Origin of the sequence: Croceivirga sp. JEA036, assembly GCF_011882165.1 — a bacterium.
In the GTDB taxonomy this organism is placed as follows: Bacteria; Bacteroidota; Bacteroidia; order Flavobacteriales; family Flavobacteriaceae; genus Croceivirga.
The window spans coordinates 471,026-495,700 of record NZ_JAATON010000003.1 but is presented as its reverse complement, the minus strand read 5'-3'; the positions used below and the strand labels follow the sequence as shown (position 1 = coordinate 495,700).

The following is a 24,675-nucleotide window of genomic DNA, read 5'->3' as shown; positions in this document are numbered from 1 at the left end:
ATGAGTAACAGTTACCCCAAGACTTACTTACTTATCCTTTTTGTCCTTGCATTTTCCATGCAGGGATTATTTGGTCAGGTTAAAAACAACTTTGATTCTAGATACAATAATAGCTTAAGAGGTGATTTAACCCTTATAGGTAACAACATTGTAAACCGGGATGGTGGTACTTCTACTACAGAACCAGAAGATCCTTATAATGATATTGGTAATCCAAGATGGTTTTGGACTGGTTCTCAATGGGTTATTCTAAGCTCAGAATACAACGATCAACTAAATATGCAATATATTGATGTTGATAATGATACCTCTACGTTTAGCTCTAGTAGTGCTACATTATCGGTACCAGATGTTGGTTGTTCCTTAGTAAGATATGCAGGTTTATATTGGTCCGCAGTGTATGTAAATAATGATCGCTCTGGGATAAATCAGGTAAAATTAAAAACACCTGGATCCTCAACCTATATAGATATTACTGCTACAGAAGTTTTATTTGATGGTGATGGCGACGTGGACTTTGCCTATTATAGTCCTTACGCCAGCTATGCAGATATTACCAGTATCGTAGCTGGTTTGGCAGACCCCAACGGAGAATACACCGTGGCCAATATATTAGCAAGTAATGGCAGCGATATAAGTGGTGGTGTATCTGGGGGTTGGACCATGGTAGTTGTTTATGAAAACCCTAATTATCCTGGAAAATACATAACAACGTTTGATGGTTATGCCGGCATTAAAACTGGAGAAACTGTAGATATTCCATTCAATGGATTTACTACATTACCAAATCCTTTTCCTGTTAATGCCAGATTAGGTATAAGTACATTGGAGGGTGATAATAGAATAGAGGGAGATGGATTATCCTTTAGCGCCAATATGAACGCAGGGTTTACACCATTAGGTAATACAGCTAACCCTACCAATAATTTCTTTAATAGTAATATTACAGATGAAGGCCTACTTGTAAACAGCAGAAATCCTAATAGTATCAATACTTTGGGTTGGGATATAGATTTATTTACCATCCCAAATCCTTTAAATGGTGTTATTCCCAATGATGAAACAGGGGCAGTTTTAAGAGCAAGTTCATCCCAAGATAAATACGATATCTTTTTCACTTCTTTTGATGTAGAAATTATAGAACCCAATATTGTTCTGACAAAAACAGTAGAAGACATTGGCGGTAACGATATTACAGGGCAAGGCGTTAATTTAGGTCAATACCTAGATTATGTATTAACCTTTGAGAACACGGGTAATGATGATGCCATTAACTACCAAATAAGAGACGTATTACCTATTAACGTTACTTTTTTGCCAGATGAATTAGACTTGCCTGCTGGCGTAACCTATACCTATGATGCAGCCACAAGAGAAGTAGTATTTTCAATTCCAGATAATTTAGTTGCCGAGAATGATCCGCCTGCTGCCATAAGAATGGGTGTAAGAGTAGCAGAAAGTTGTTTTGATTTTATTGATGCTTGTACAGATTTAATTCAAAATCTAGCCTACTCTACCTACAGAGGCTTTTACAATGACAATGTTATTACTGATGATCCTTCCGTTACAGATTTTGATAACTGCGGCTATGTAACCCCAGGTGCCACTAACTTTTTATTAGACGATTTAGAGAATTGTGATTTCTCCCGTACAGTCCTTTTGTGTGGGGAAGACGTACTACTAGATGCAGGTGATAATTTTGATAATTATGTTTGGTACAGGGATAACAATCAAGATGGTTTGATTGATGCCGGAGATACTGTAATCACTGATGACGACCAAGATAACGACCCTTCTACTATAATCGTAGATGATATTGGAATCTATATTGTAGATAAGCAAGTAGCAGACCCCTGTAAAGGCTTTGAAGAAATTATCACGGTAGAACGTTTTGGACAAACCCAAACCAACCCTATTACAGATTTAATTAATGATACAAGTAACACAGTAGATGGTACTATTCTTATCTGCCCCAATGATGGTAGAGAGTTACCAGAAATCTTCTTGTGCGGTCTCAATGATACTGAACTAATTCAAATAAACATACCAGATGCCTTGAATATCGAATGGGAACAGCTTGTGGAAGGTTCTTGTTTTGCAGCGGCTACAAACTGTGCTAACACTAACAATTCTTGTTCTTGGACCCAGGTAGGTAGTGGTTTTAATTATACAGCGTCAGATGCAGGTGAGTATAAACTATCTATAAATTATGAAGATGGTTGTTCTAGCATCTTCTACTTTAATGTGTATAAAAATCCATTAAATCCACAGGTAGAGACTAGGGATTTAATGTGCGGTGTAGACGGACAAATTAGAGTAGTTAACATGCCTGCCGATTATGAATTTCAATTGGTAAATGATGCAACAAATGCAATTGTAGTACCTTATTCTGCTAACAACGGACCAGAATTTACAATTGACCAAAATGGAGCCTACCGTGTAGAGATGAGACAAGTAGGTGTTACAGGCGGTTGTGAATTTGTGGTAGACAACATAGGTATCAGAGATAGAAATGTGCTAATTACTACAACCGTTACCAATGTTAGTTGTATTGGTTTAGGTTCAATAGGGGTTTCTCTTTTAGATGCAGATGTACAGTACTATTACAGCTTAATTCAGAACGGAACCGAAGTAGACAGTTTTGGCCCTTCTGATGATAACAATTATACTTTTGAAAATAAGGCTGCAGGAGATTATACGGTTCGTGTAACTACAGACGCAGGATGTGATTTAACTCAAGACGTTACAATTTTAGATGAATCTGATTTAGAATTGGAAGCAGTAATCTCACAGCATATCTCTTGTAGAGAAGGTAATATTCAGATGAACTCTACTGGTGGGAAAACACCACATACCTATGCTATATACGAGTTTGTAGATGAATCCGGAACTACGGTTACTTCATACAATGACCCTACTGAAATTCCTAATAGTGAATTTCAAACTAGTGTTATTTTTGATATATTAATTCCTGGAACCTATACCTTTGCGGTCATTGACAGAAATAACTGTTTTGCCATATCTAATCCAGTTACTATTGTCTTAGTACCGTCCGTGGAATATACCACCAGTTCTCAAGACGAAAGTTGTTTTGGAGCCAATGATGGTAGTATAAATTTAAATTTAACTTCCTCTAACGGCTATACGGTAACCTTTAATCTCTTAGATGCAGATGATAACCAAATCGCAACTAATGGATCTGGCCAGTTTAATAATTTGGCTCAAGGAGATTACACTGTTGTGGTTAATCAGCGCAAAGGAAACACCAATTGTGATTTCTTAGAACCTTTTACCATCGGTGGCCCTACAAGTGCTGTTATTGGTGATATAGCTTTGATTCAAGATTACACTTGTTTACAAAATGGAATTATAGAAGCACAAAATGTAACGGGTGGAGATGCACCGTATGAATACAGTATAGACGGGGTTAACTTTGTAAATGGAGTAGGGGCAGAACGTTTTAGCAACCTTACGGATGGTACTTACAGAATCACCATTAGAGATGCCAATAATTGTACGTTTGTTACAGACCCTATTACCTTATTGCCACTTAATCCGCCTACAGATTTAGATTTTTCGGCTAGTGCAGTTACCTGCCCAGACAATACATCTAATGTTACTGCAACAGTAACTGCGGGTACAGCTCCTTTTGTTTTTGAAATAATTGCGCCTTCTGCGGTTTCTCCAGATTCTGCTTCTGGGTCTACCGCAGCTTTTAATAACTTAAGCCCAGATACCTATAACTTTAGAGTTACGGATAGTAGAGGTTGTGTGTACACAGAAACCTTTACCATTGCTCCAATTACACCTATCAATGTTGTTGGTCAATTGGTGAGCAATATTAGTTGTTTAAATGCAACAGATGGTGAAGCAAGATTTACCGTTAATGGTTTTAGCACTAATTACAATTATACCATTACAGGACCACAATCTTTTAGTGGTACTAATGAAACGAACACCACTATAGACCTAACCAGTCTAGCAGCAGGTACATATGATATAGCTATAACTGACAATGCTACCAATTGTACCGATACGGCATCGGTAACTGTGGAAGCACCAACAGCCCAATTAGCTATTTCTATCGTAGAAACACAACCCACCTGTACCACTGATGGTAGCGTAGCTATTACAGCAACTGGAGGTTGGGGTAGCTATACCTACACTTTAACCAATCCGGATACCACTGTATTTGGTACCAATACTACCGGCTCTTTCAACGGATTAACACAAATAGGACAATACACAGTTCAAGTGGAAGATGCAAACGGTTGTGAAGTTCCTGGTAATTTTACTTTAAATGCAGCTATAGCTCCCGTTTTGGAACTAGTTCCTAACGATTTTTGTTATGACAATGCAACAGGTTTAACCTTAACCGCAAATGTAACCAGTGGTGGCGATGGTAATTTTGAATACAGTATTAACGGAAGTGATTTTTCTAGCACCAATAGTTTTATAAATCTTTCTGCAGGTACATATACCGTGACTGTACAAGATGGAAACTCTTGTACTGATACGGAAACAATTACAATAAACCCACAACTATCGGTAACAGCCACGGCAAGCAATATCTCTGCTTGTGCTACTTCTACTAGCGTAGATATTACGGCTGCGGGTGGTGATGGTAATTATGTATACGCAGTTGTTTTAACGGGTACTACTCCCGCTGCCACAGATTTCACCACCACGAATCCAGCAACAGTTAACGCTGCGGGTACTTATGATGTTTATGTAAGGGATAATTCAGGTAATACAGATTATTGCGAAGCAGTAGATACGATAGTAATAAATCAAGACCCTGCTCTTAATTTATCCATCTCAAATACGGCTATATTGTGTAGCGGTGATGCTTCATCAACACTTACGGTAACTATTACAGGCGGTGAGGGACCCTACACCTATAGTATTGATAATGGTACAACCTATCAACCAGAAAACACATTTGAAAACCTTGCTGCAGGTAGTTACCATGTTAGAGTTAGAGATGCTAATTCGTGTGAAATAGACCAGATTTATGCCATTTCTGAACCGTTACCTTTAAGCGCTTCTGCGGCAGTAGCACAACTTGCAGAGTGTAACCCTAGTGGTGCAGAAATAAGAATTACAAACGTAATTGGAGGTACAGCTCCCTATACCTATAGTTTTGATGGTGGTACCACGTATGGTGCAAGTTCTATAGAAAATCTTTTACCAGGAGACCATACTTTATTTGTAAGGGATGCAAATAATTGTACTTACCCTATGACAGTTACCGTACAGCCAGAACCAACCCCACCTAATGCTACGGCTACAGTGGATTATGAGTGTGATGGTGAAGGTATAATTACAATTACACCAGACAGTGCAGATTTTGACTACACCTATTTAATAGATGGTACCCCAAATACGCCTGATACTTCTAATATTTTTAATAACGTACCTACTGGTAACCATACAATAACTATCAATTATACCAGTAATATCGCACCAACACCAAGTATACTATTGACTGAAAACTTTGGTGCGGGTGCCAATACCCCAATTAGTGAAATTGACCCAGCTTATTGTTATGAACCTCAAGACGGTTCTACAAGTTTATGTGGGTTTGGAACAGATACACATATCCAAGATGGTGAATATTCTGTTACCAACTTAATTGTAAATCCATACGGTACTTGGAGATCTCCTAGTGATCATTCTGGACTAGCCAATGGCAGGTTCCTTGCAATTAACGTAGGTGGTGTAGCCGGCGTAGGTGGTATTGTATATCAAAAAACTGGTGTTGAGGTAATACCAAATCAAGATATCGAAATATCATTATGGGCATTTAACCTATTAAGAACAGGCTCAACTGGCGGAGATCCTTCTATAGAAATTCAATTGGTAGATGGTAGTGGTACTATTATTGCCAGTACTACAACAGGTAATATTCCTAAAAACAATAATGCTAATGATTGGCAGAACTATACGGTTAATTTAAATCCTGGTGCCAATGCCAATTTAGATATCGTAATAAGAACTAACTCTGCAGTTACACAGGGTAACGATATTGCTATAGATGACATTCAAGCCTTACAATATCCAGAGACATGTCCTTCTAGTATTACCCTAGATGTTCTAGTAGAAGAAGGTAATGAACTAGCTGCTAGTATTACCAATTTTACCAATATCAGCTGTAATACCGGTAGTGATGGGGAAATTACCTTTCAAGTAGAAAACTTTGATACTACCAATGGCTACGAATACCAAGTAAACGGTGGTGGTTACATAACCACAACTAATGCCAGTGTAACCTTACCAAACTTAATAGCAAACACCTATGTTATTGATGTTAGAGATATCAATGATAATAGCTGTGCTATACAACTTACACAAGTTTTAACGGAGCCAACCGTAGTGGAAGTAACGGCTACGTTAGATGCACAAGTTACCTGTACTGCTGGGGCAACCATTACGGCAAATGCTACTGGAGGTACCCCCAATTATACGTATCAATTAGAAGATAATTTAGGTACACCAATAACTAATTTCGATTTTGCTACAAATGGTACCAATACCGTTTTTGCAGATTTGGCAGCTGGTACCTATATAATACGTGCAAGAGATACCAATGGTTGTGAAGATGTAATTGATTCTCCCATAGTAGTAAATGCACCTGCAGTGTTAACATTTACTACAACTGCCACCGCTTGTTACAGTGGTGCTAATGACGGACAAGTTATTGTAAATGTAACCGCTGGTAATGGCGACTATTTATTTAGTTTGAATGGTGGACCGTTTATAGCGCCTGTACCATCAACATTAACAACATATACTTTTGATAATTTAGGTCCAGGTACGTATACGGTAGATGTTATTGACGCATCTGGTTGTACCGCACCGCAACAAAGTGTAACTATTACGGAACAATTGGTGGCAAATGCTGTACTAGACCAAGATTTAACTTGTTTGGTTGATGCACAAATAACCATAAATGCCAGAGGTGGTTCTGGTACTTATTCGTACGAATGGTCTAACGATGGCGGAACTACGTATAATACAACTGGATTTACTGGGAATGTTTTTACAACCAATGTAGCCGGTACGTATCAATTTCAAGTAACGGATACTACCAGCCCAACAGCTTGTAGCGTGGTTACCAATACTGTGACTATTACACCTGCTGTGCAACCCGTAATAAGCACTGTAACGCCTACTCACATTTTATGTCACGGAGAAAGTACTGGTGCTTTAGATGTGGCTATTGATACTTCTGTAGGAGTACCTCCTTATGTAATTAATGTAGTTGAAACTGGTTCTGGTACTATCTACGGTACACAAACTACAGGATTACCAGCAGGGGATTACCAAGTAACTATTACAGATGACAAAGGTTGTGTGTCTAATCCTTTCTTGGTAACCATTAATCAACCAGATGTTATTGATTATGATGTTGATAGTCAACCAATAACATGTGATAATATAGGAGGAAATACTATTCCTGGTTCTATTTCAATTGAAAATACGACTGGGGGAACAGCAGAATATACTTATTATTTAACTGGTAATAATGGCTTTACGGATAGCCACACCACAACAGCAAGCAATCGAGATTATACTTTTACCATTTTAGAATTTGGAATTTATCAAATAGATGTTGTAGATGCCAATGGTTGTGCTGCTTTTACTACAGAAATAATAGCATCACCACCAACTGATTTAGATATTACAGTAAACACTACTCCTACAAATTGTACAGATGGAGGAACCGCAATAGTGGAGGTAGATCCAGCACTGACAACGGGCAGTGGTAGTTATGAATTTGGAATTTTAGAAACTATAACTTTTCCATACACTACTAACTGGTTTAGTAATGGAACAAATATTATAACTTTCTCTTCTACTGACCCAGATACCGGTACCTATTTAACACCAGGTATTACCTATACCTTTGTTGTTCACGATTTAGTAACAGATTGTTATTATTTTAAAGAAGCAGATACACCAATAGATACACCTTCTAACTTAACAAATACATTGGATGTTGTTGCTAATGTTAGTTGTACAGGAGCGGCAGATGGTAACTTAACATTCACTTTTGATAATTATGATGTAGGAGCTACGGCTATTGACTATGAAATATTTTATCAACAATCTAATGACCCTATAACCCCTATGCCAATAAATGGTTCTTCGCCAGTTTCTGGACCCGTTACACCAGTAACAATTTCAAATTTAGGTCCATTGGCTCCAGGTGAATATTATATTTTACTTACTGAAGTGGGAGGTGCAAATGCAGGTTGTAGTGTCTTTGGAGGTGAATTTACCATAAGGGAATCCGTAAACTTATTATCAGTAGACGTTGCATCACCAACAAACGATAATTGTAATCTTAATGCGGGTGTTATAACTGCCACAGGAAGGTTTGGTACCGCTCCTTATGAATATCAATATTTGCCTGATACCGTAGCAGCTCCTTTAGCCACAGATGCTGGCTGGACTACCAATACTAGTGCTAATGTAGAAGCAGGAGATTATATCGTTTATGTAAAAGATGCTTATGATTGTATTCAGCAAGCACCAATTACCGTTTTAGAAGATGTACGTCCAGAAATAACGCTTGCTATAGTAGATGAATGTGTTGCTGAAGGTAGTTTTGAGGTATTGGTAACCCTTGATAATCCAGCAGCTGCTAGTGCTCCTTTCCAAATAAGCATTAACGGTGGTGCTTACCAAAACTTTACATTCAATGCAAGTAATGAATATACGGTTACTGGTTTAAGTTCTGGTTTAACCCAATCTATTAATGTTAGGGATGTAAATGGTTGTGAGGATTCAGATACCATAGATATTTATCCTCCTTTGCAATTTAATGCTCGTTTAACCACTGCTTTGGATTGTGAACCTGCACCTGCAAACAATGCAGAGATTACTATTGATGTATTAGCTGGTTCTGGTTCTTATGATTATGCAATTGATGGTCCTGGCACGGTAGACCAAGCACAAACAAACATGGTTGGTACCAACGTTGTTTGGACGGATGCTAGCGTAGCTGGTGATTATGATATTACCGTGTATGATACCAGTACGGCAATTCCTTATTGTTTAGGTACAATTACTGTAAATGTACCAGCTGCGGTACAACCTATATTTACGCATACACCTACAGATGTTACTTGTAACGGAGGTGCAGATGGTACTATTCAATTATTTGAAACCAATACGGGTATTAACCCATTAACTTATACCATTACACCAGCTGTTGGTTCTTTCAATAATACCACATTAACTTTTGAGAATCTACCGGTAGGTACATATACAGTTACTGGTACAGGAACCAATGATTGCGAGTTGGTTATCAACAATATTGTTATAGATGAACCTACGCCGGTATCCATAGATACTGTAACTACTACAGATTTCCTTTGTACCAACGGTAATAATGAAAATAACGCTACTATAAGCGTAGATGCCATTACCGGCGGTAGCGGTACCTATGTGCGCTATGAATTTATAGAAGAAGATGACCCAAATACAGGTACTGTAGAAACACCCGTAACCGTACAAAACGGAAATAATCCAGTACTTACGGTAACCGATTTTGCTGGTGGAGTATATACGATTAATGTGTACGATTCTGCAGGATGTATGGACAGCACCACCGCTACAATAGTTCCTTTTGATGAACTACAAACGGTTACAGCTGCCATTACCAATCCGTTAAGTTGTTCTCCAGGTTCAGATGGTGAGATAACCCTTACGGTAACCTCAACAGCAAATGATGTTAATCAATATGAATACAGTATTGACAATGGTGCTACTTGGCAAAATACTGGCAATAGCGCTACACCTAATGTATTTGGTGGTTTAGCCGCAGGTACCTATAATTTCTTGGTAAGACATCTAGTAACGGGTTGTATCATCAGTACTTCTGAAACCCTCACAGACCCTAACACATTTACAATTGATGTAGATGTGGTAGACGATGTTATTTGCTTTGGAACAGCTACGGGTGAAGTTACCTTTGAATTAATAGATGCGACCTATACCAACGGATTCTCTTGGGAGATATTCAATACCAATGGTACACCAACCAATCCAGGGGACGACACCTCTGAGGGTACTGGTTCCATTGCCAATACAGGTCCTACGGCTGGTATTAATTTACCTGCAGGTAGCTATTACGTAGTAATTACGCAAGATAACTTCCCAACCTGTGAAAATACACAGGCCTTTACCATTGCTGGTCCTAATGCTGCTATTACCGCAAACCATACAACAACAACAATAACCTGTATGTCTGCTTTATTGGATGATGGTAGTATTACCATTACCAATGTACAAGGCGGTTGGGGAGGCTATACCTACTTTGTCGGTGCAGATGGTGTTATACCAACAGCTACGGATTTTGTAACTAATGCTTCTTTTGGTAACCTAACCGCTGGTACGTATGATGCTTGGGTAAGAGATAGTGAAGGTTGTGAACAATTGGTACAAGATGATATCGTCCTAACCAATCCAACCCCAATCCAAGCCACTTTACTAGTAACCAATGACAACTGTACCAACTTTGAGGGCGAATTAGAAGTAGTTGGTATACCGGTAACAGACCCAGTTAGTGGTGGTCAAGGTAGTAACTACACCTACCAATTATTCAGAAATGGTACTGCATTTGGTTCTCCACAAACCAGTACCACCTTTATAAACTTAGGCGAAGGTAATTATGAAGTGGTAGTATTAGACCAATGGGGTTGTACTACTACTACCAATGCAGAATTGTTATATGATGAAATGAACATTAGTACCACGGTAGATAAACAAATAGACTGTTCTGCAACACCTGCTGGTACAATTACGGTTAACGTAAACGGTGGCTCTGGTAACTATAATTTTGAAATGACCGTACCTAATACGGGTACTGTTATAAACCAAACCACAGGTACTTTTACTAATTTGACTGAAGTTGGTGTGTATACTTTTGTGGTTACAGATACAGATACTAACAATCCTGTTTGTACTAGAACCATAACCCAACAATTGGTAGCACCTACTACTACTACATTGGATACACCTATTGTTACAGATGTTTCTTGTTTTGGTTTGGCAGATGGTAGCATTACCGTTGTACTTGCCGCAACTTCGCCAGGTATTAATGAAGATGCTCCTTACAATTATAATTTATATGATAATGCAGGAGTGCTTATTTCTGGTCCACAATCTAATCCAACTTTCACTGGTTTGGCTGCAGGTTTCTATCAAATTGAAGCGGTTTCTGCTAAAGAATGTGCTTCTGTACGTACTACGGTAGAGGTAGAGCAGCCAACAGTTTTAGATGCTACTGAAACGGTAACTGCTTTTGCGTGTGCACCAGACAATAGTGTAAATACAGCTACTTTAACTCTAACAGCTACAGGTGGTACATCGACTTATTTATATAGCATAGATGGTACTAATTATCAAACTCAAAATACCTTTGAAATTATTGATAATGGTACTGTACAAACTATTACTTATTATGTTAGAGACGCCAATGGATGTCCGTTCACAGATAGCGTAACCATAAATCCAATTAATACATTTAACGCAACTGTAGCTCAGGATGTACAAATTTCTTGTGCGGTAAATGAAGAAGTAACTATAACGGTAAGTGATAATGGCGATGTTAGCAACATTTATACATTTGAATTACTTCCTATTGGTAATACAGCAGCAACCTTAACTAGTACACCTGCCTATAACCAAGCAACATTTGAATTAACAGAAGTAGGTTCTTATACCTTCCGAGTTACAGATACAGCTACTGGTTGTTATTTTGATACTGCAGCTTATGAAATTGCTCCATATGATACGATTGATGTAATAGCTACAGCAACAGCTCAATCTATTTGTTATGGCGATACTTCTGGTGAAATTACTATAGATGTATCGGGTTATAATGGTACTTATGACTATACTGTATATAATCAAGATGGAACCGCTACTACTATTAACGGTAGTGGTAATACAACTACCAATCCTCTAGTGATTACAGGTTTAGCCGGTGGTAACTATTTTGTACGGGTAACAGAAACTGCCAATCCACTATGTGTAGAAGATTCTAACATCGTAACTATAATTTCCCCAGATAGACTGCTAATGGCAGACGCCCAAGAAGTAGCTAATGTAGGCTGTACCAATGATTCTGGAGAAATTAATGTTAACATTGAAGGTGGCTATTTACCATACGACGTGGTCTTAACTAACACCACTACAGGTAATGTATTTACACAAAACGATGTAGCATCCGCCCTATTTACAGGATTAGGTGCTGGCTTATATACTGTACAAGTAACAGATAACCAAGGTTGTGTTACTACAGATACGGAAACACTCATTGCACCAAACCCAATCACAGCGGGCATAACAGCAACGCCAACAATGTTACAATGTTATGGTGATACCAATGCGAGTGTTACAGCTACTAACGCAACAGGTGGTGAAGGAATTTATCTATATGAGCTAAATAGTTTTGAAGCAGATGGTGTTACCTTAAGATTTACGAGTGGTGCTCAAAACCTACCAACTTTCAATAATTTGGGTGCAGGTACCTACAGTATTACCGTATCTGACGGATGGAATTGTGAATTTACTACACCACAAGTGGTGATTACAGAACCTGTAGAAGTATTTGCGTCTTTAAGACAACTTACGGCAATGACATGTACTACAGACGCTACTCTAGAATTAACGGCTTCAGGTGGTACAGCTCCCTATAGCTATAGTACAGACGGTATTACTTATACATCTATGAGTGGTGGTGATACCCATACTCTTAATGTAACAGAAGGCAATTATCAATATTTTGTAATAGATGTAAATGGTTGCGAAGGGATGATTTCAAATCAAGTAACTGTAGAAGCAGTACCTGATTTAATGATAGACTTAGACCTATCTGCTGCTATGATTAATTGTACTGGAGAAGCAACTGCTAGAATAACTGCGGATGCTTCTGGTGGACTAGGAAGCTATTCTTATGAATTGTTTACAGATGCTGCCTTAACTAATAGAATTGTTGGTCCACAAACTGAAGAAAGTTTTAATGATTTAGCAGCAGGTAGCTATTGGGTAAGAGTAACTAGTGTAGATTGTATAGCAGTTTCTACAGAAGCTATTATCACAGAGCCCACTCCTTTGCAAATTGACAGAGAAGAGTTTACAAATATTACTTGTGCAGGGGAAGAAGACGGTAGTATATATGTTGAGGTTTCTGGTGGTACAGGAGAAATCTACTATGCTATTTCTCCTAACCTAGACCAATTTGATACGGATAACACATTTACCAATCTAGCACCTGGCAATTATGTAGTAATTGCACAAGATGAAAATGGTTGTTTTGAAACCTTTGATTTTGAGTTGACTGCTCCAGCACCATTAGAAGCTGAAGCCGTTAACATTGAACATGAAATTTGTTTTGAAAGTGCTGATGGTACGTTTGAATTGGATATTACCGGTGGTACTGCGCCATACTTTACAAGTTTAAACGCTAACAATCCAACAGATTTTGTAGAAGGTCAGATAAGCTTTACAGACTTAGCTGCTACTACCCATGTAGTTTTTGTACGCGATTCTCAAGGTTGTGAAACCACAGTATTCGTAGAAATAAATCCAGGTGTAGACCTTGCTGCAACAGTTACACCAATGTATGCGTGTACAGGTAACATACCAGATAATAGTTTGGATATTGTTTTTAATGATGAGACAGTGTTACCAAACGTACTATATGCATTAGATAGTACAGACCCAGACGATATGCAATTAAATGCAGACTTTACCAATATTACCCCTGGTATGCATTATTTAACTATTGCACATGACAATGGCTGTATTAATACCATAGATTTTGAGATAGAAAATTTTGAACCGTTAACCCTAACGTTAGAATCTATCAACGTAAATGAAATTACAGCAATAGCCAATGGTGGAGTAGAAGACTATACATTCTATTTTGGAGACCATGATAATGGCACAGACAACACGTATTACATTAATCGTACAGATACCTACACTGTTACTGTTGTAGATCAAAATGGATGTGAGATGTCTGCAGAGATATTTATGGAATTCATAGATATAGAAATTCCTAATTTCTTTACACCAGATGGCAGTGGTACTAATGATACTTGGGTTCCAAACAACATTGAAGGCTTCCCAAATATACTAACTATCATTTTTGACCGTTATGGTAGAGAACTCTATAGGATGAAATTGAATGACGCTCCATGGGATGGAACATACCAAGGCCAGGAGCTACCAACCGGTGATTACTGGTACGTGATTAAACTAAGAGGTGAAAACGATGACCGCGAGATGGTTGGACATTTTACCTTATACAGATAACAGACTTTTTAACCTATTGAGTGATGAGAAAGACCCAAATCCTTATCCTACTACTATGTTGCATTGGTGTATACACCTCTGCTCAGGAATTAACATTACCCCAGCATTCCCAATACAATGCGGATAATCCCTTTCTAATATCACCTGTTTATGCTGGTATTGGAGACCATATTAAAGTGCGTTTAAACGGCTTAACGCAGTGGGTGGGTATAGAAGATGCTCCCGATACTCAAACGTTAGCTGCAGACGCTAGAATTGGAGATAGGTCTGGTATTGGTATGTTCATTTATAATGATAGTAATGGTAACACCCGTCAAAGAGGTGCAAGAGTTTCTTTTGCGCACCATTTAACCTTAGACCGTTATGAAGACGAATTTTTATCTCTAGGTATCTCTTACAACTTTAATCAATTTAGAATAGATACCGAAAATTTTAGAGCGGAGAATGGTGAATTACCAACAGATGATAGAGCAACAACCAATCATAACTTTGATGTAGGCGTACTGTATCGTATCAATAAATTCTTTGTGAGTGTTAATGCCGCTAACCTTCTGCCTAAAAATTTAGAAAATTTTAATCCTACTTTTGAGCCTAATACGCTAAGAAATTATTACGCTTATGCGGGTTACGCCTTTTCTAAAAATAAGAAAAGTAAATTAGAAGTAGAACCTTCTATTTTCTTTCAGTGGTTTGAAAGTGATGGCCGTTCTGTGACAGACCTTAATGCTAAGTTTAGATTTTTCAATTTTGAGGATTATTATTACTTAGGACTTACCTACAGATTTTTAAATGATAAAGAACAACCTCTAACCCCGTTGTATTTATCTCCTATGGCAGGTCTTAAAAAGAACAACCTCTATTTTGGATATTCTTATCAAATTTTAACCAACGAAATTTCTGGGTACAATATTGGTACACATGTAGTTACTATTGGGATGGACTTGTTCCAAGGTATTAGTAATTGTAGATGTACGTACTAAAATTGCTAGTTATCACTTAATTTTGCTCCTTATTTCTAGCTCATGGGTAAAATTAAATTGAATAACATTCGCGTACATGCTAAACATGGATGTTTACAAGAAGAAGCGATAATTGGTAGTGATTACCGTGTAGATTTAGAAGTAGCTGCAGATTTTAGTGAGGCGGCTTCTTCTGATAACTTGACACAAACCGTAGATTATGTACATCTAAATAATATTGTTAAAGAAGAAATGGCTATAAAATCTAAATTATTAGAACACGTAGCCAAACGTATTATAGACCGTATTTTCTCTGAAATTAAGATGGTTACCACAGCAGAAGTGGCTGTTTCTAAAATAAATCCGCCTATTGGTGGCGATGTAGAAAGTGTTACTGTTATCCTTTCTGGTAAAAACAGCTAAAATTCTTTCTTGGAAACCAAAAATTAACGTGGTACATTTGCAGCCTATAATGGCGTTGTGGCCGAGTGGCTAGGCAGAGCTCTGCAAAAGCTTGTACAGCGGTTCGAATCCGCTCGACGCCTCTAAAAGCCTCCCTATTTTGGGAGGCTTTATTGTTTTATACGCTCTATACCATCTTGCACGTTAAACTGTTCTTTAGGTAAAAAACCTTTAGTTATTAGAACAATACCACAAATCATTAATACAACTCCTAGTCCTTTTTTAACCCACCTAATCCTAGCAGGGGTTAATTTCTTTTTTAACTGTTTTGCAAGTAGTATCTTAATTACATCTACCAAAAAGTAAGTAACTATCATGGTAGTAAAAAAGGTGAATAGTCTATTTTCATCATTCTCCATACTAGGGCCAACAACTATGAGTACCCCCAACCAAAACACCAAAACACCAATATTTATAAAGTTCAAAAGAAAACCCTTAACCATTAAAGCCAAATAATTCCCCTTAAGTTTTTTAGACTCTTTCTTTTTAGATTCCTTTTTTACGTAGACTACAATGCCGTAAACCAGCATAATCATACCACCAAAAACATAAAGTCCAGGTTCGTTACTTAAATTTTCTAACAATTGAAAACTAGAAAAATAGGCTATAAAAATAAAAAGTACATCTGCTATTATTACCCCAATGTCCACAGCAACAGCTGCTCTAAACCCTTTGGTAGCTCCAGTTTCTAATAGAACAAAGAATACTGGCCCAATCATAAAACTTAAAAGTATGCCTAAAGGTATTGCTGCTTGTATATCTTCTAACATAGTGCTTTTTAATCCACACGCTCTATTTTACCGCCAAATACTGTTTTCTCATCCATTTTTTTAGGATTACCATAAACAGATACGGTACCACCTGCCTTTACGTTTGCTTGCACATAGTCTGTAGCATAGATAGTAGCTAAACCACCGGCATTTACAGCAATAGTGGTAAATTTACTTTTAAATAATTTGCCATTATACGTACCACCAGTATTAATGCTAATATCTTGGTTTTTGGTAAACCCTTTGACAATTACATCTCCACCCGTAACCGCTTTAACTAACAATTGGTCAGTTTGGCAATTAAGATTAATCTCACCACCTTCTTGTGCTTTTAATTCTAATAAATCTTTCACTAAAACATCATCAGACTTAATAAGCGCGTCTTCATTTACATCTATGATATTCAAATCTTCTGTATAATGCAAATCTATAAAGGTTCTATAGCCACTAAACATTTTCTCTAGTTCCATTCTAATCTTAAGAACCCCATGATTATTTACAATAACAACCTTATGGGTATTAGCACCAGTTATTATGGCTTTATTTACATCTGATTTGATAAGAGTAATAGAAAGGCCATCAAAACCTTTAAGTTCTGTAAATGGCTCCAATGCCATGGTTATATCTTGATTTTGTGCCGCAGAAAATTGCATCATCAAAATAAACAGAAGAAGACTAATTATCTTTTTCATTTTTTCAATTTAGTATTGATTCTCAAATACATAAACTGTTCCAGAGCAAAAAAATTATGATTCGTGTTTACCGATTAACGAAAAGTCTAAATGTCTTTTTTCTAAATCTGTATCTTTTACCATTACAATTACCTCATCTCCAAGCTGATACATGGTTTTAAACCGTTCACCTATTATAGCATATTGGCTTTCATCAAACGTATAATAATCGTCTTTTAAATCCCGGATGCGAATCATTCCTTCACACTTGTTTTCAATGATTTCTACATAAATACCCCACTCTGTTACACCAGATATAACGCCTACAAATTCCTTATCTGCATGGTCTTGCATAAATTTAATCTGCATGTATTTTATGCTATCTCTTTCTGCATTAGCGGCTAACATTTCCATATCAGAAGAGTGTTTACACTTATCTTCATAAACTTCTTCTTTAACCGTTTTCCCTTGATCTAAGTAGTGTTGAAGCAACCTATGTACCATAACATCTGGATACCTACGTATTGGAGAAGTAAAATGCGTATAATAATCGAACGCCAAACCATAATGACCAATATTATCTGTGGTATAGATAGCTTTACTCATTGTACGTATAGCTAAAGTATCTACCAAATTTTGTTCTTTATTTCCTTTTACGTCTTGTAATAGCTGATTTAAGGAACTGTTAATTGTTTTACGGTCCTTTAAACTTATGCTATGTCCAAATCTAGAAATAACACCATTTAAAGCCATTAGCTTGTCCATATCTGGCTCATCATGCACCCTATATACGAAGGTTTTCTTTGGTTTTTGCTTGCCTATATATTCTGCTACCTTTCTGTTTGCCAATAACATAAACTCTTCTATCAACTTATTGGCATCTTTAGATTCTTTAAAGTATACGCCCTCCGGATTATTATTTTCATCCAAATTAAAACGTACTTCAATTTTATCAAAAGAAATAGCGCCAGCAGACATACGAGCTGCACGCATTTGTTTAGCCAAATTATCTAAGGTTAAAACCGCGTTGACCACTTCTTCACTTACCTCATAAGCATTGCCTCTTATGGATACATTTTCTGGTATTTCTGCCGTTTTGGTCTCTATAATATGCTGTGCCTCTTCGTAAGCAAAACGCTCATTAGAATCTATAACCGTTCTTCCAAACCATTGATTAACAATTTTTGCATTCTTATCCAATTCAAATATGGCAGAGAAAGTATATTTTTCTTCGTGAGGTCTTAAAGAACAAGCATTATTAGATAAAATTTCTGGTAACATAGGTACTACGCGGTCTACCAGATAAACCGAAGTTGCTCGGTTATAGGCTTCTTCATCTAAAATGGAATCTGGTTGTACATAATGAGATACATCCGCAATATGAATCCCAATTTCAAAATTACCGTTTTCTAAAATTTCAAAAGAAAGAGCATCATCAAAATCTTTAGCGTCTTTAGGATCAATGGTAAAGGTTAAAACCTCTCTCATATCTCTACGTTTTAAGATTTCTTCGTTTTTAATGCTAGTATCTAACTGATTTGCATATTGTTCCACTTCATACGGAAACTCATACGGTAAGCCATATTCCGCTAAAATAGAATGTATTTCAGTATTATGTTCCCCAGGCATTCCTAAAATTTTGGTCACCTTACCATACGGAGAATCTGCATCTTTAGGCCAATCGCCTAATGCCACTAAAACTTTAGAACCGTCTGGAGCATCATTAATTTTATCTATTGGGATAAAAATATCAGTATACATCCTAGAATCCATGGGCCTAACAAAAGCAAAATTCTTGTTTACTTCTATAATGCCAACATATTCTTTTTTAAATCGGCTTAAAACTTTGATAATTTCACCTTCTGGCCTTTTACCTCTACGCAGTGGTCTAAGACTAACCTCAACCCTATCTCCATGAAAAGCTCCTCCAAGTTTACTATTAGGTACAAAAATGTCATCTTCTTGACCCTCTACCACTATGTAGGCGTCTCCACGCTGGGTTAAATCTACCTTGCCCTCTACAGCTATATAAGCTTCTTGTTTCTTTTTATACTTACCTCGTTCGGTTTCTACAATACGCTCTTTTTGCTTTAATTCTCCTAATCTTTTGATAAGGTCATTTCTTCCTTTTGTATCTACAATACCAAGTTTAGCTGCTATCTGTTTGTAATTAAAGCTTTTACCAGGCTGCTCTTCTAATACACTAAAGATACCTTTAGTTATCTCATTCTTTCGCTGACTTCTAGCCCTTTTTTTCTTTTTAGCCATTAAGACAAATATTTTTTGAAAAATACAAATAAATATTAGAGACCTACGTTATAATAAGACGATAAGCTAAATACCTTATCAATTATCAACAGATATATTATTTATACTTTTTTCTTTTTTGAAATTAAATTAAAAATGGAGGGTATTATAGTTTGTTGAAATGTGGAATAATTATTTATGAGGTTTCTTGCTCTGAACAGAAAAAAATAGTTGTTGACAATTTATACCAGTTAATAGTAGATTAAAATCAGCCGGTTAGATTTGTTATTAACGAATCTTAATAAGTCCTTTCAACATAAATTTTAGAACAACTAAATGTATTTTTAGTGTTAATATCTGTTCATTAACGTTTAATTACTCTTGATTAAAAATTAATTAAACATTACGTAAACATCACCAAATGTTATGTATTGGAGAATAATCATTAAAAATCAAAATATTCTTCTCAGTTTTTTTCTTCAATTTCTTCACATTTTTAACATTTTTATAACCGATTGATTTTAAATAATCTACTCTTTTATCAACAGCAATTATAAACATGCTGCTTTAAAAGGTTTTGTACCTTTGCTAAGAACCCCAACTAAAGAGAACGTTATGAAAATAGCTATTGGAAATGACCACGCTGGTACAGATTATAAATTAGCCATAGTAGGTTTGTTAAAATCTAAAGGTATTGAAGTTGTAAACTATGGTACAGATAGTACAGATAGTGTAGACTACCCGGATTTTACGCACCCTGTTGCAGAAGATGTTGAAAAAGGTATTGTAGATTTTGGTATAGTGGTCTGTGGCAGTGGTAACGGTGCTGCAATGACAATTAATAAACACCAAGGTGTTCGCGGTGCACTTTGTTGGACAAAAGAAATCACAGCATTGGCAAGAGAGCATAATAATGCCAATATTCTTAGTTTGCCTGCAAGATTTGTGGCTTTACCACAAGCTTTAGAAATGGTAGAAACTTTCTTGGATACTCCTTTTGCCGGGGGCAGACACGAGAGACGTATAGATAAAATACCTTGTATTTAAAATCTTGTTTCAGAAATTATGGGTCAACCTCATAACCACACCCATAGTTATCATACCAGTGATACTAAGCTTACCATTTCTATTTTTTTAAATGTAGGTATAACTGTTGCTCAGATAATAGGAGGATTGCTATCTGGTAGTTTATCCTTATTATCAGATGCGCTCCATAATTTTAGTGATGTTATTTCTCTTATTATAAGTTTAATAGCCAATAGATTAGCACGTAAAAAATCTACTACAAATAAGACGTTTGGTTACAAACGTGCAGAAATTATAGCAGCATTTATAAATGCTGCTACATTACTTATAGTAGCAGTACTATTGATTAAGGAAGCTGTAGTTCGGTTTTTAGAACCACAACAAGTAGCGTCTGGTTTAGTAATAGGTTTATCTGCCATTGCTATAGTATTTAATGGGCTAAGTGTGCTGCTTTTAAAAAAAGATTCTAACAATAATATGAATCTAAAATCTGCTTACCTACACTTATTAACAGATATGTTAGCATCTGTTGCAGTCTTATTTGGTGGGCTTTTAATGCAGTATTACCATTGGTTTTGGGTAGACCCGTTATTAACATTGTTAATAGCACTGTATTTAATTTATGTAGGTTTTGATTTACTTAAAGAGTCTACTAACGTATTAATGCTATTTACGCCTGAATCTATTGTTGTGGATGATATTGTGGCTTGTATAACAAGCATAGAGGCTATTAAAAATGTACATCATGTACATATTTGGCAATTAAATGATGATGAGGTGCATTTAGAAGCTCATTTAGATTTTAATACAGATATTAGGTTGTCCGAATTTGATGTTATCTTAAACCAAATAGAAGAGCAATTGTTCTACGAGTTTGGTATTAACCACGTTAATATACAGCCAGAGTTTGGCAAATGTGATAGTAAGAACCTTATTGTGCAAGATTGATGAATATTACAATTAAGAAATTTGATGAACTGAATATACATCAGCTATATGCTATACTAACCTTACGATCACAAGTTTTTGTTGTAGAACAAGATTGTGTGTATCAAGATTTAGATGGAAAGGATAAATTAGCAAGCCATATCATGGGGTTTAATGCCAATGGGCAATTAGCGGCATATACACGGGTATTTAGTTCTGGAGATTATTTTAAAAATGCTTCAATTGGCAGAGTAGTGGTAGCACCCACACAGCGTAAATATGGTTACGGTAAAGTTATTATGCAAAAAAGCATCGATTTTCTAATTGATCAATGTTCAGAAAAGTTCATAGAGATATCTGCTCAAGTGTATCTACTCAAGTTTTATAACGAGCTAGGTTTTAGAGAAAGTGGTGAACAATACTTAGAAGATGGTATACCACATATTAAAATGTATTATACCATAGGTAATTAAAGGCGTATAGGCGTTTTACTGGTCAAATTTAAATCGTTTAGGATACTATCTGTAAATTTATAGTGCCCTTTGGTGGTGATGATTTTAAAGCGATTACTTTTTAACCGGCTTAATGTGTCTAAAAACAGCCATTTAGATTTTAATTGGTTTTCCTTGTCTGTTTTAAGACTAATGTCAAAAAAATACTTTCTACCATTTTTTTCTGCCACTATATCTGGCGTAATTACGGTTCCTGTATTCTTCTTTAAAAATGACTTTGGTGTGTCGTAGCCATCAACATCTGCCCTAATGTTAATAAACCCTGTGTTTTCTAAGTACTTAATGGATTTCTCTAAAAATTCTGTGTTTTTATGTTTTTGAAATTTTATCATACCCCTTAAGTTAATAAATTGCCAGAGATATGAAAATATTAGTACTTGATTAACAAGTAGTTAACAATTAAACTAAACGTTTGGCAACTTTTAATTTTTCTAAATAACTTAGTCTAAGTATCAGATTCAGAGGTTGTTCCCACTTATTTTTCTTACTTAAATACAAATACCCTTGTGTTTTAGGTCGCAATCCTTTTATCAAATGCATACCATGTGTAGTAGGTCTTTTAATTGTTGATAAGTCTATATTTAATTGATACAGTGCATGTAATAAAAGACTTTTATTAACCATTGTAATTTTACAAGAAGTATAGTTATTAGGTTCGTCCTGATATATTGCAGTCACTAAAGCATAAAAATCTGTTTGTTTTTGGGAATCTAAAAACCAACCTTTTTTAGGAATGTTATTTTTAAGATAATTTAGTTCAAAAGCAAATGTGGGTAAATCATCATTTATATAATCTAGCTGTGCTTTTTCATCTATCGCAAATGTTGTCCCCTTTTTTCTGTGCATAAGCCATAAGTCTACACCTTTTAATTGGAGTTGTGTATCTTTCTCGCGCTTAAATGAGTATTGTTTTAAGTGTGTATGGTATTGTATATCTAAAAAGCGTTGTAATTGTTTTTCCTTTTCTAAATCCTGTCTAAAATTACCTTGCATTATTCAACAGTTTTAAGATGTTCTAACAGGGTTTTTCCAATTTTTTCTACGATACCAATTACTAGAGCATTACCCATAAAAAAAGCACGTTTAGCATCTGTTATACCTTTTAGTTTAGTATGATTATCCGGAAACATATTTAAACGTTCTAACTCTATTGGTGTTAGTCTTCTTAAACCTTTAGTGGTCTGTATTACGTGTTTAAATCTAGAAGCCGCTGCGCCACCTTCACCTGTTATAATGGTTCTACTAGGCTTGTCTAATGCATCCGGAAAGGTCATGTTCCCTTCAGTATACTGGTAACTAAAACCTGCTTTTGTTGTTCTTGTTTCTTTTTTAGCTCCTTTTAGATAATTCCATTTTTGTAATTGCGTTTCTGGTATATAAAACTCTTGGGCTACATCATCTTCTTTTTGTAAAATATCTTGTAATACGCTATAGGGTCCCTTGTAATTTGGAGAAACCTTAGCAGTACATACATGGTGATTAAAACATATACCTGCATTCTTAAAGGGAGATAACTTACTATCGAGATTAAATTGCTCAGATAAGCGTACTAAATCATTTTCTAATTTAAAATTTTGATAGTTAATCTCTTTTGTATGTATAGGGAAAGATTTTGCTAATATACCATGCTTAGAAAGCCAAACGGGACTATTTTGTTTTTCTAATTGTTTGTAAATAGAGGATTCTTTGTGAATTCCCACAAAAAAAACGCGCCTTCGGCGCTGTGGCATTCCGTATTCTGCTGCATTAATTACACGCCATTCTACGGCATAGCCAAGATTGGCTAAACCAGAAAGCATTACTGCAAAATCTCTACCACGTTGTTTTACGGGTGATTTTAAAAGACGGTCTACATTTTCTAGAATTAAAAATTGCGGCTTTTTTACTTTTTCTTCTAAAATACGGTAAATAGACCACCAGAGTACCCCCTTTTTACCCAATAATCCTTTAGAACTTTTTAAGGTTGATGCTACAGAATAGTCTTGGCAAGGAAAGCCACCAACCAATACATCATGGTCTGGAATAGTTGTAGTAGCAACGGTTTCAATATCTTGGTTAGAATGGTCTGTCTGTGTAAATTTAGTTTTATAGACCTCAGAAGCGTGCTGTAATTTAGTAGCAGGTTCCCATTGGTTGCTCCAAATAACTTCAAAACCATTAGTGGCTTCTAAACCTAATCTAAAACCACCCACACCAGCAAATAACTCGCATACCTTTAACTTACGCATGCCGTAAATATAAGAACTGTTAATTAAGTTTAAAGTAAGTTAATATGTTGGTGTTTAACGCAGGTATTTATCAACTAAACCTTCTACCGCTTTCTTATCCATAGGTTTAGCTAAGATGTAGTCTACCATCTCATATTTTTCTAATAAATCTTTATCGTTTTGAGATAGGCTAGTAGTGAGTAGAATTATACGAGCTTGTTGTTTTTCTGGTCTATTAATTTGTCTATACGCATCTAAAAACTCCCACACGTCCATAGTAGGCATATTAATATCAGAAATCACCAAATTAGGAAAAACTTCATCTGTATTATTAAGATAGTCTAAGGCGCTCTGCCCGGTTAAGAAAGTGACTACCTCTTTAGCAGCATTAGCTTGTTGTATAAATTTGGTATGGATAAAATTGGTTGCCTTATTATCATCCAATAATAATATCTTATCAAACATAAAATCTACATCTAATACGTTTTAATAGTATTTTTAAGAATAGTTACAAAAGTGTTATTTACCTATCGGTTTATCAAATTTATGGAAAATACGGG

13 protein-coding genes and 1 tRNA gene are annotated in these 24,675 nt (G+C 36.2%); 7 read left to right on the top strand and 7 right to left on the bottom strand.

What is annotated here, in order from left to right; genetic code table 11:
- From HCO57_RS10625 to HCO57_RS10610, 4 genes are all read left to right on the top strand, one after another.
- Positions 1 to 14,334, top strand: coding sequence for a T9SS type B sorting domain-containing protein (locus HCO57_RS10625; protein WP_167989011.1), 14,334 nt, complete (start codon positions 1 to 3; stop codon positions 14,332 to 14,334).
- A 23-nt stretch (positions 14,335 to 14,357) separates the two neighbouring features.
- Positions 14,358 to 15,314 (top strand): type IX secretion system membrane protein PorP/SprF, encoded by a 957-nt coding sequence (locus tag HCO57_RS10620; protein ID WP_136950305.1) that lies wholly within the window; start codon positions 14,358 to 14,360, stop codon positions 15,312 to 15,314.
- A gap of 42 nt (positions 15,315 to 15,356) precedes the next feature.
- Positions 15,357 to 15,716 (top strand): dihydroneopterin aldolase, encoded by a 360-nt coding sequence (gene folB / locus HCO57_RS10615; RefSeq protein WP_167989010.1) that lies wholly within the window; start codon positions 15,357 to 15,359, stop codon positions 15,714 to 15,716.
- A gap of 51 nt (positions 15,717 to 15,767) precedes the next feature.
- Positions 15,768 to 15,838, top strand: a tRNA-Cys gene (locus HCO57_RS10610).
- A gap of 27 nt (positions 15,839 to 15,865) precedes the next feature.
- Here HCO57_RS10610 and HCO57_RS10605 read toward each other — a convergent pair.
- The 3 genes from HCO57_RS10605 to rnr are packed head-to-tail and all read right to left on the bottom strand — an operon-like array spanning position 15,866 to position 19,464.
- A complete protein-coding gene (locus HCO57_RS10605; protein ID WP_136950307.1) occupies positions 15,866 to 16,525 on the bottom strand; it encodes a LysE family translocator in 660 nt (219 codons plus the stop codon).
- An 8-nt stretch (positions 16,526 to 16,533) separates the two neighbouring features.
- On the bottom strand, positions 16,534 to 17,217 hold the full coding sequence (locus HCO57_RS10600; RefSeq protein WP_167989009.1) for a head GIN domain-containing protein: 684 nt from the start codon (positions 17,215 to 17,217) through the stop codon (positions 16,534 to 16,536).
- Positions 17,218 to 17,271: 54 nt separating this feature from the next.
- A complete protein-coding gene (rnr, locus tag HCO57_RS10595; protein WP_136950309.1) occupies positions 17,272 to 19,464 on the bottom strand; it encodes a ribonuclease R in 2,193 nt (730 codons plus the stop codon).
- Between the two features lie 594 nt (positions 19,465 to 20,058).
- Between rnr and HCO57_RS10590 the strand changes: the two genes are divergently transcribed.
- Genes HCO57_RS10590 through HCO57_RS10580 form a run of 3 tightly spaced genes read left to right on the top strand, consistent with a single transcriptional unit; the run spans position 20,059 to position 21,869 of the window.
- On the top strand, positions 20,059 to 20,490 hold the full coding sequence (locus tag HCO57_RS10590; protein WP_167989008.1) for an RpiB/LacA/LacB family sugar-phosphate isomerase: 432 nt from the start codon (positions 20,059 to 20,061) through the stop codon (positions 20,488 to 20,490).
- 18 nt (positions 20,491 to 20,508) lie between these two features.
- Positions 20,509 to 21,417 carry a cation diffusion facilitator family transporter gene (locus HCO57_RS10585; protein WP_167989007.1) on the top strand — a complete coding sequence of 303 codons (909 nt, stop codon included), beginning with the start codon at positions 20,509 to 20,511 and terminating at the stop codon, positions 21,415 to 21,417.
- Complete coding sequence (locus HCO57_RS10580; protein ID WP_167989006.1) at positions 21,417 to 21,869, top strand: GNAT family N-acetyltransferase; 453 nt, start codon at positions 21,417 to 21,419, stop codon at positions 21,867 to 21,869. The genes HCO57_RS10585 and HCO57_RS10580 overlap by 1 nt, the downstream gene beginning before the upstream one ends.
- Here the strand turns inward: HCO57_RS10580 and HCO57_RS10575 are convergent.
- The 4 genes from HCO57_RS10575 to HCO57_RS10560 form a co-directional block, all read right to left on the bottom strand.
- On the bottom strand, positions 21,866 to 22,240 hold the full coding sequence (locus tag HCO57_RS10575) for a hypothetical protein (protein WP_167989005.1): 375 nt from the start codon (positions 22,238 to 22,240) through the stop codon (positions 21,866 to 21,868). The two genes, HCO57_RS10580 and HCO57_RS10575, sit on opposite strands and share 4 nt — an antisense overlap.
- A gap of 67 nt (positions 22,241 to 22,307) precedes the next feature.
- Positions 22,308 to 22,901 carry a hypothetical protein gene (locus tag HCO57_RS10570; RefSeq protein WP_167989004.1) on the bottom strand — a complete coding sequence of 198 codons (594 nt, stop codon included), beginning with the start codon at positions 22,899 to 22,901 and terminating at the stop codon, positions 22,308 to 22,310.
- Entirely contained in the window at positions 22,901 to 24,136 is a 1,236-nt protein-coding gene (gene dcm / locus HCO57_RS10565) for a DNA (cytosine-5-)-methyltransferase (RefSeq protein WP_167989003.1), read from the bottom strand. The genes HCO57_RS10570 and dcm overlap by 1 nt, the downstream gene beginning before the upstream one ends.
- A gap of 54 nt (positions 24,137 to 24,190) precedes the next feature.
- On the bottom strand, positions 24,191 to 24,580 hold the full coding sequence (locus HCO57_RS10560; protein ID WP_167989002.1) for a response regulator: 390 nt from the start codon (positions 24,578 to 24,580) through the stop codon (positions 24,191 to 24,193).
- Positions 24,581 to 24,675: the final 95 nt, after the last annotated feature.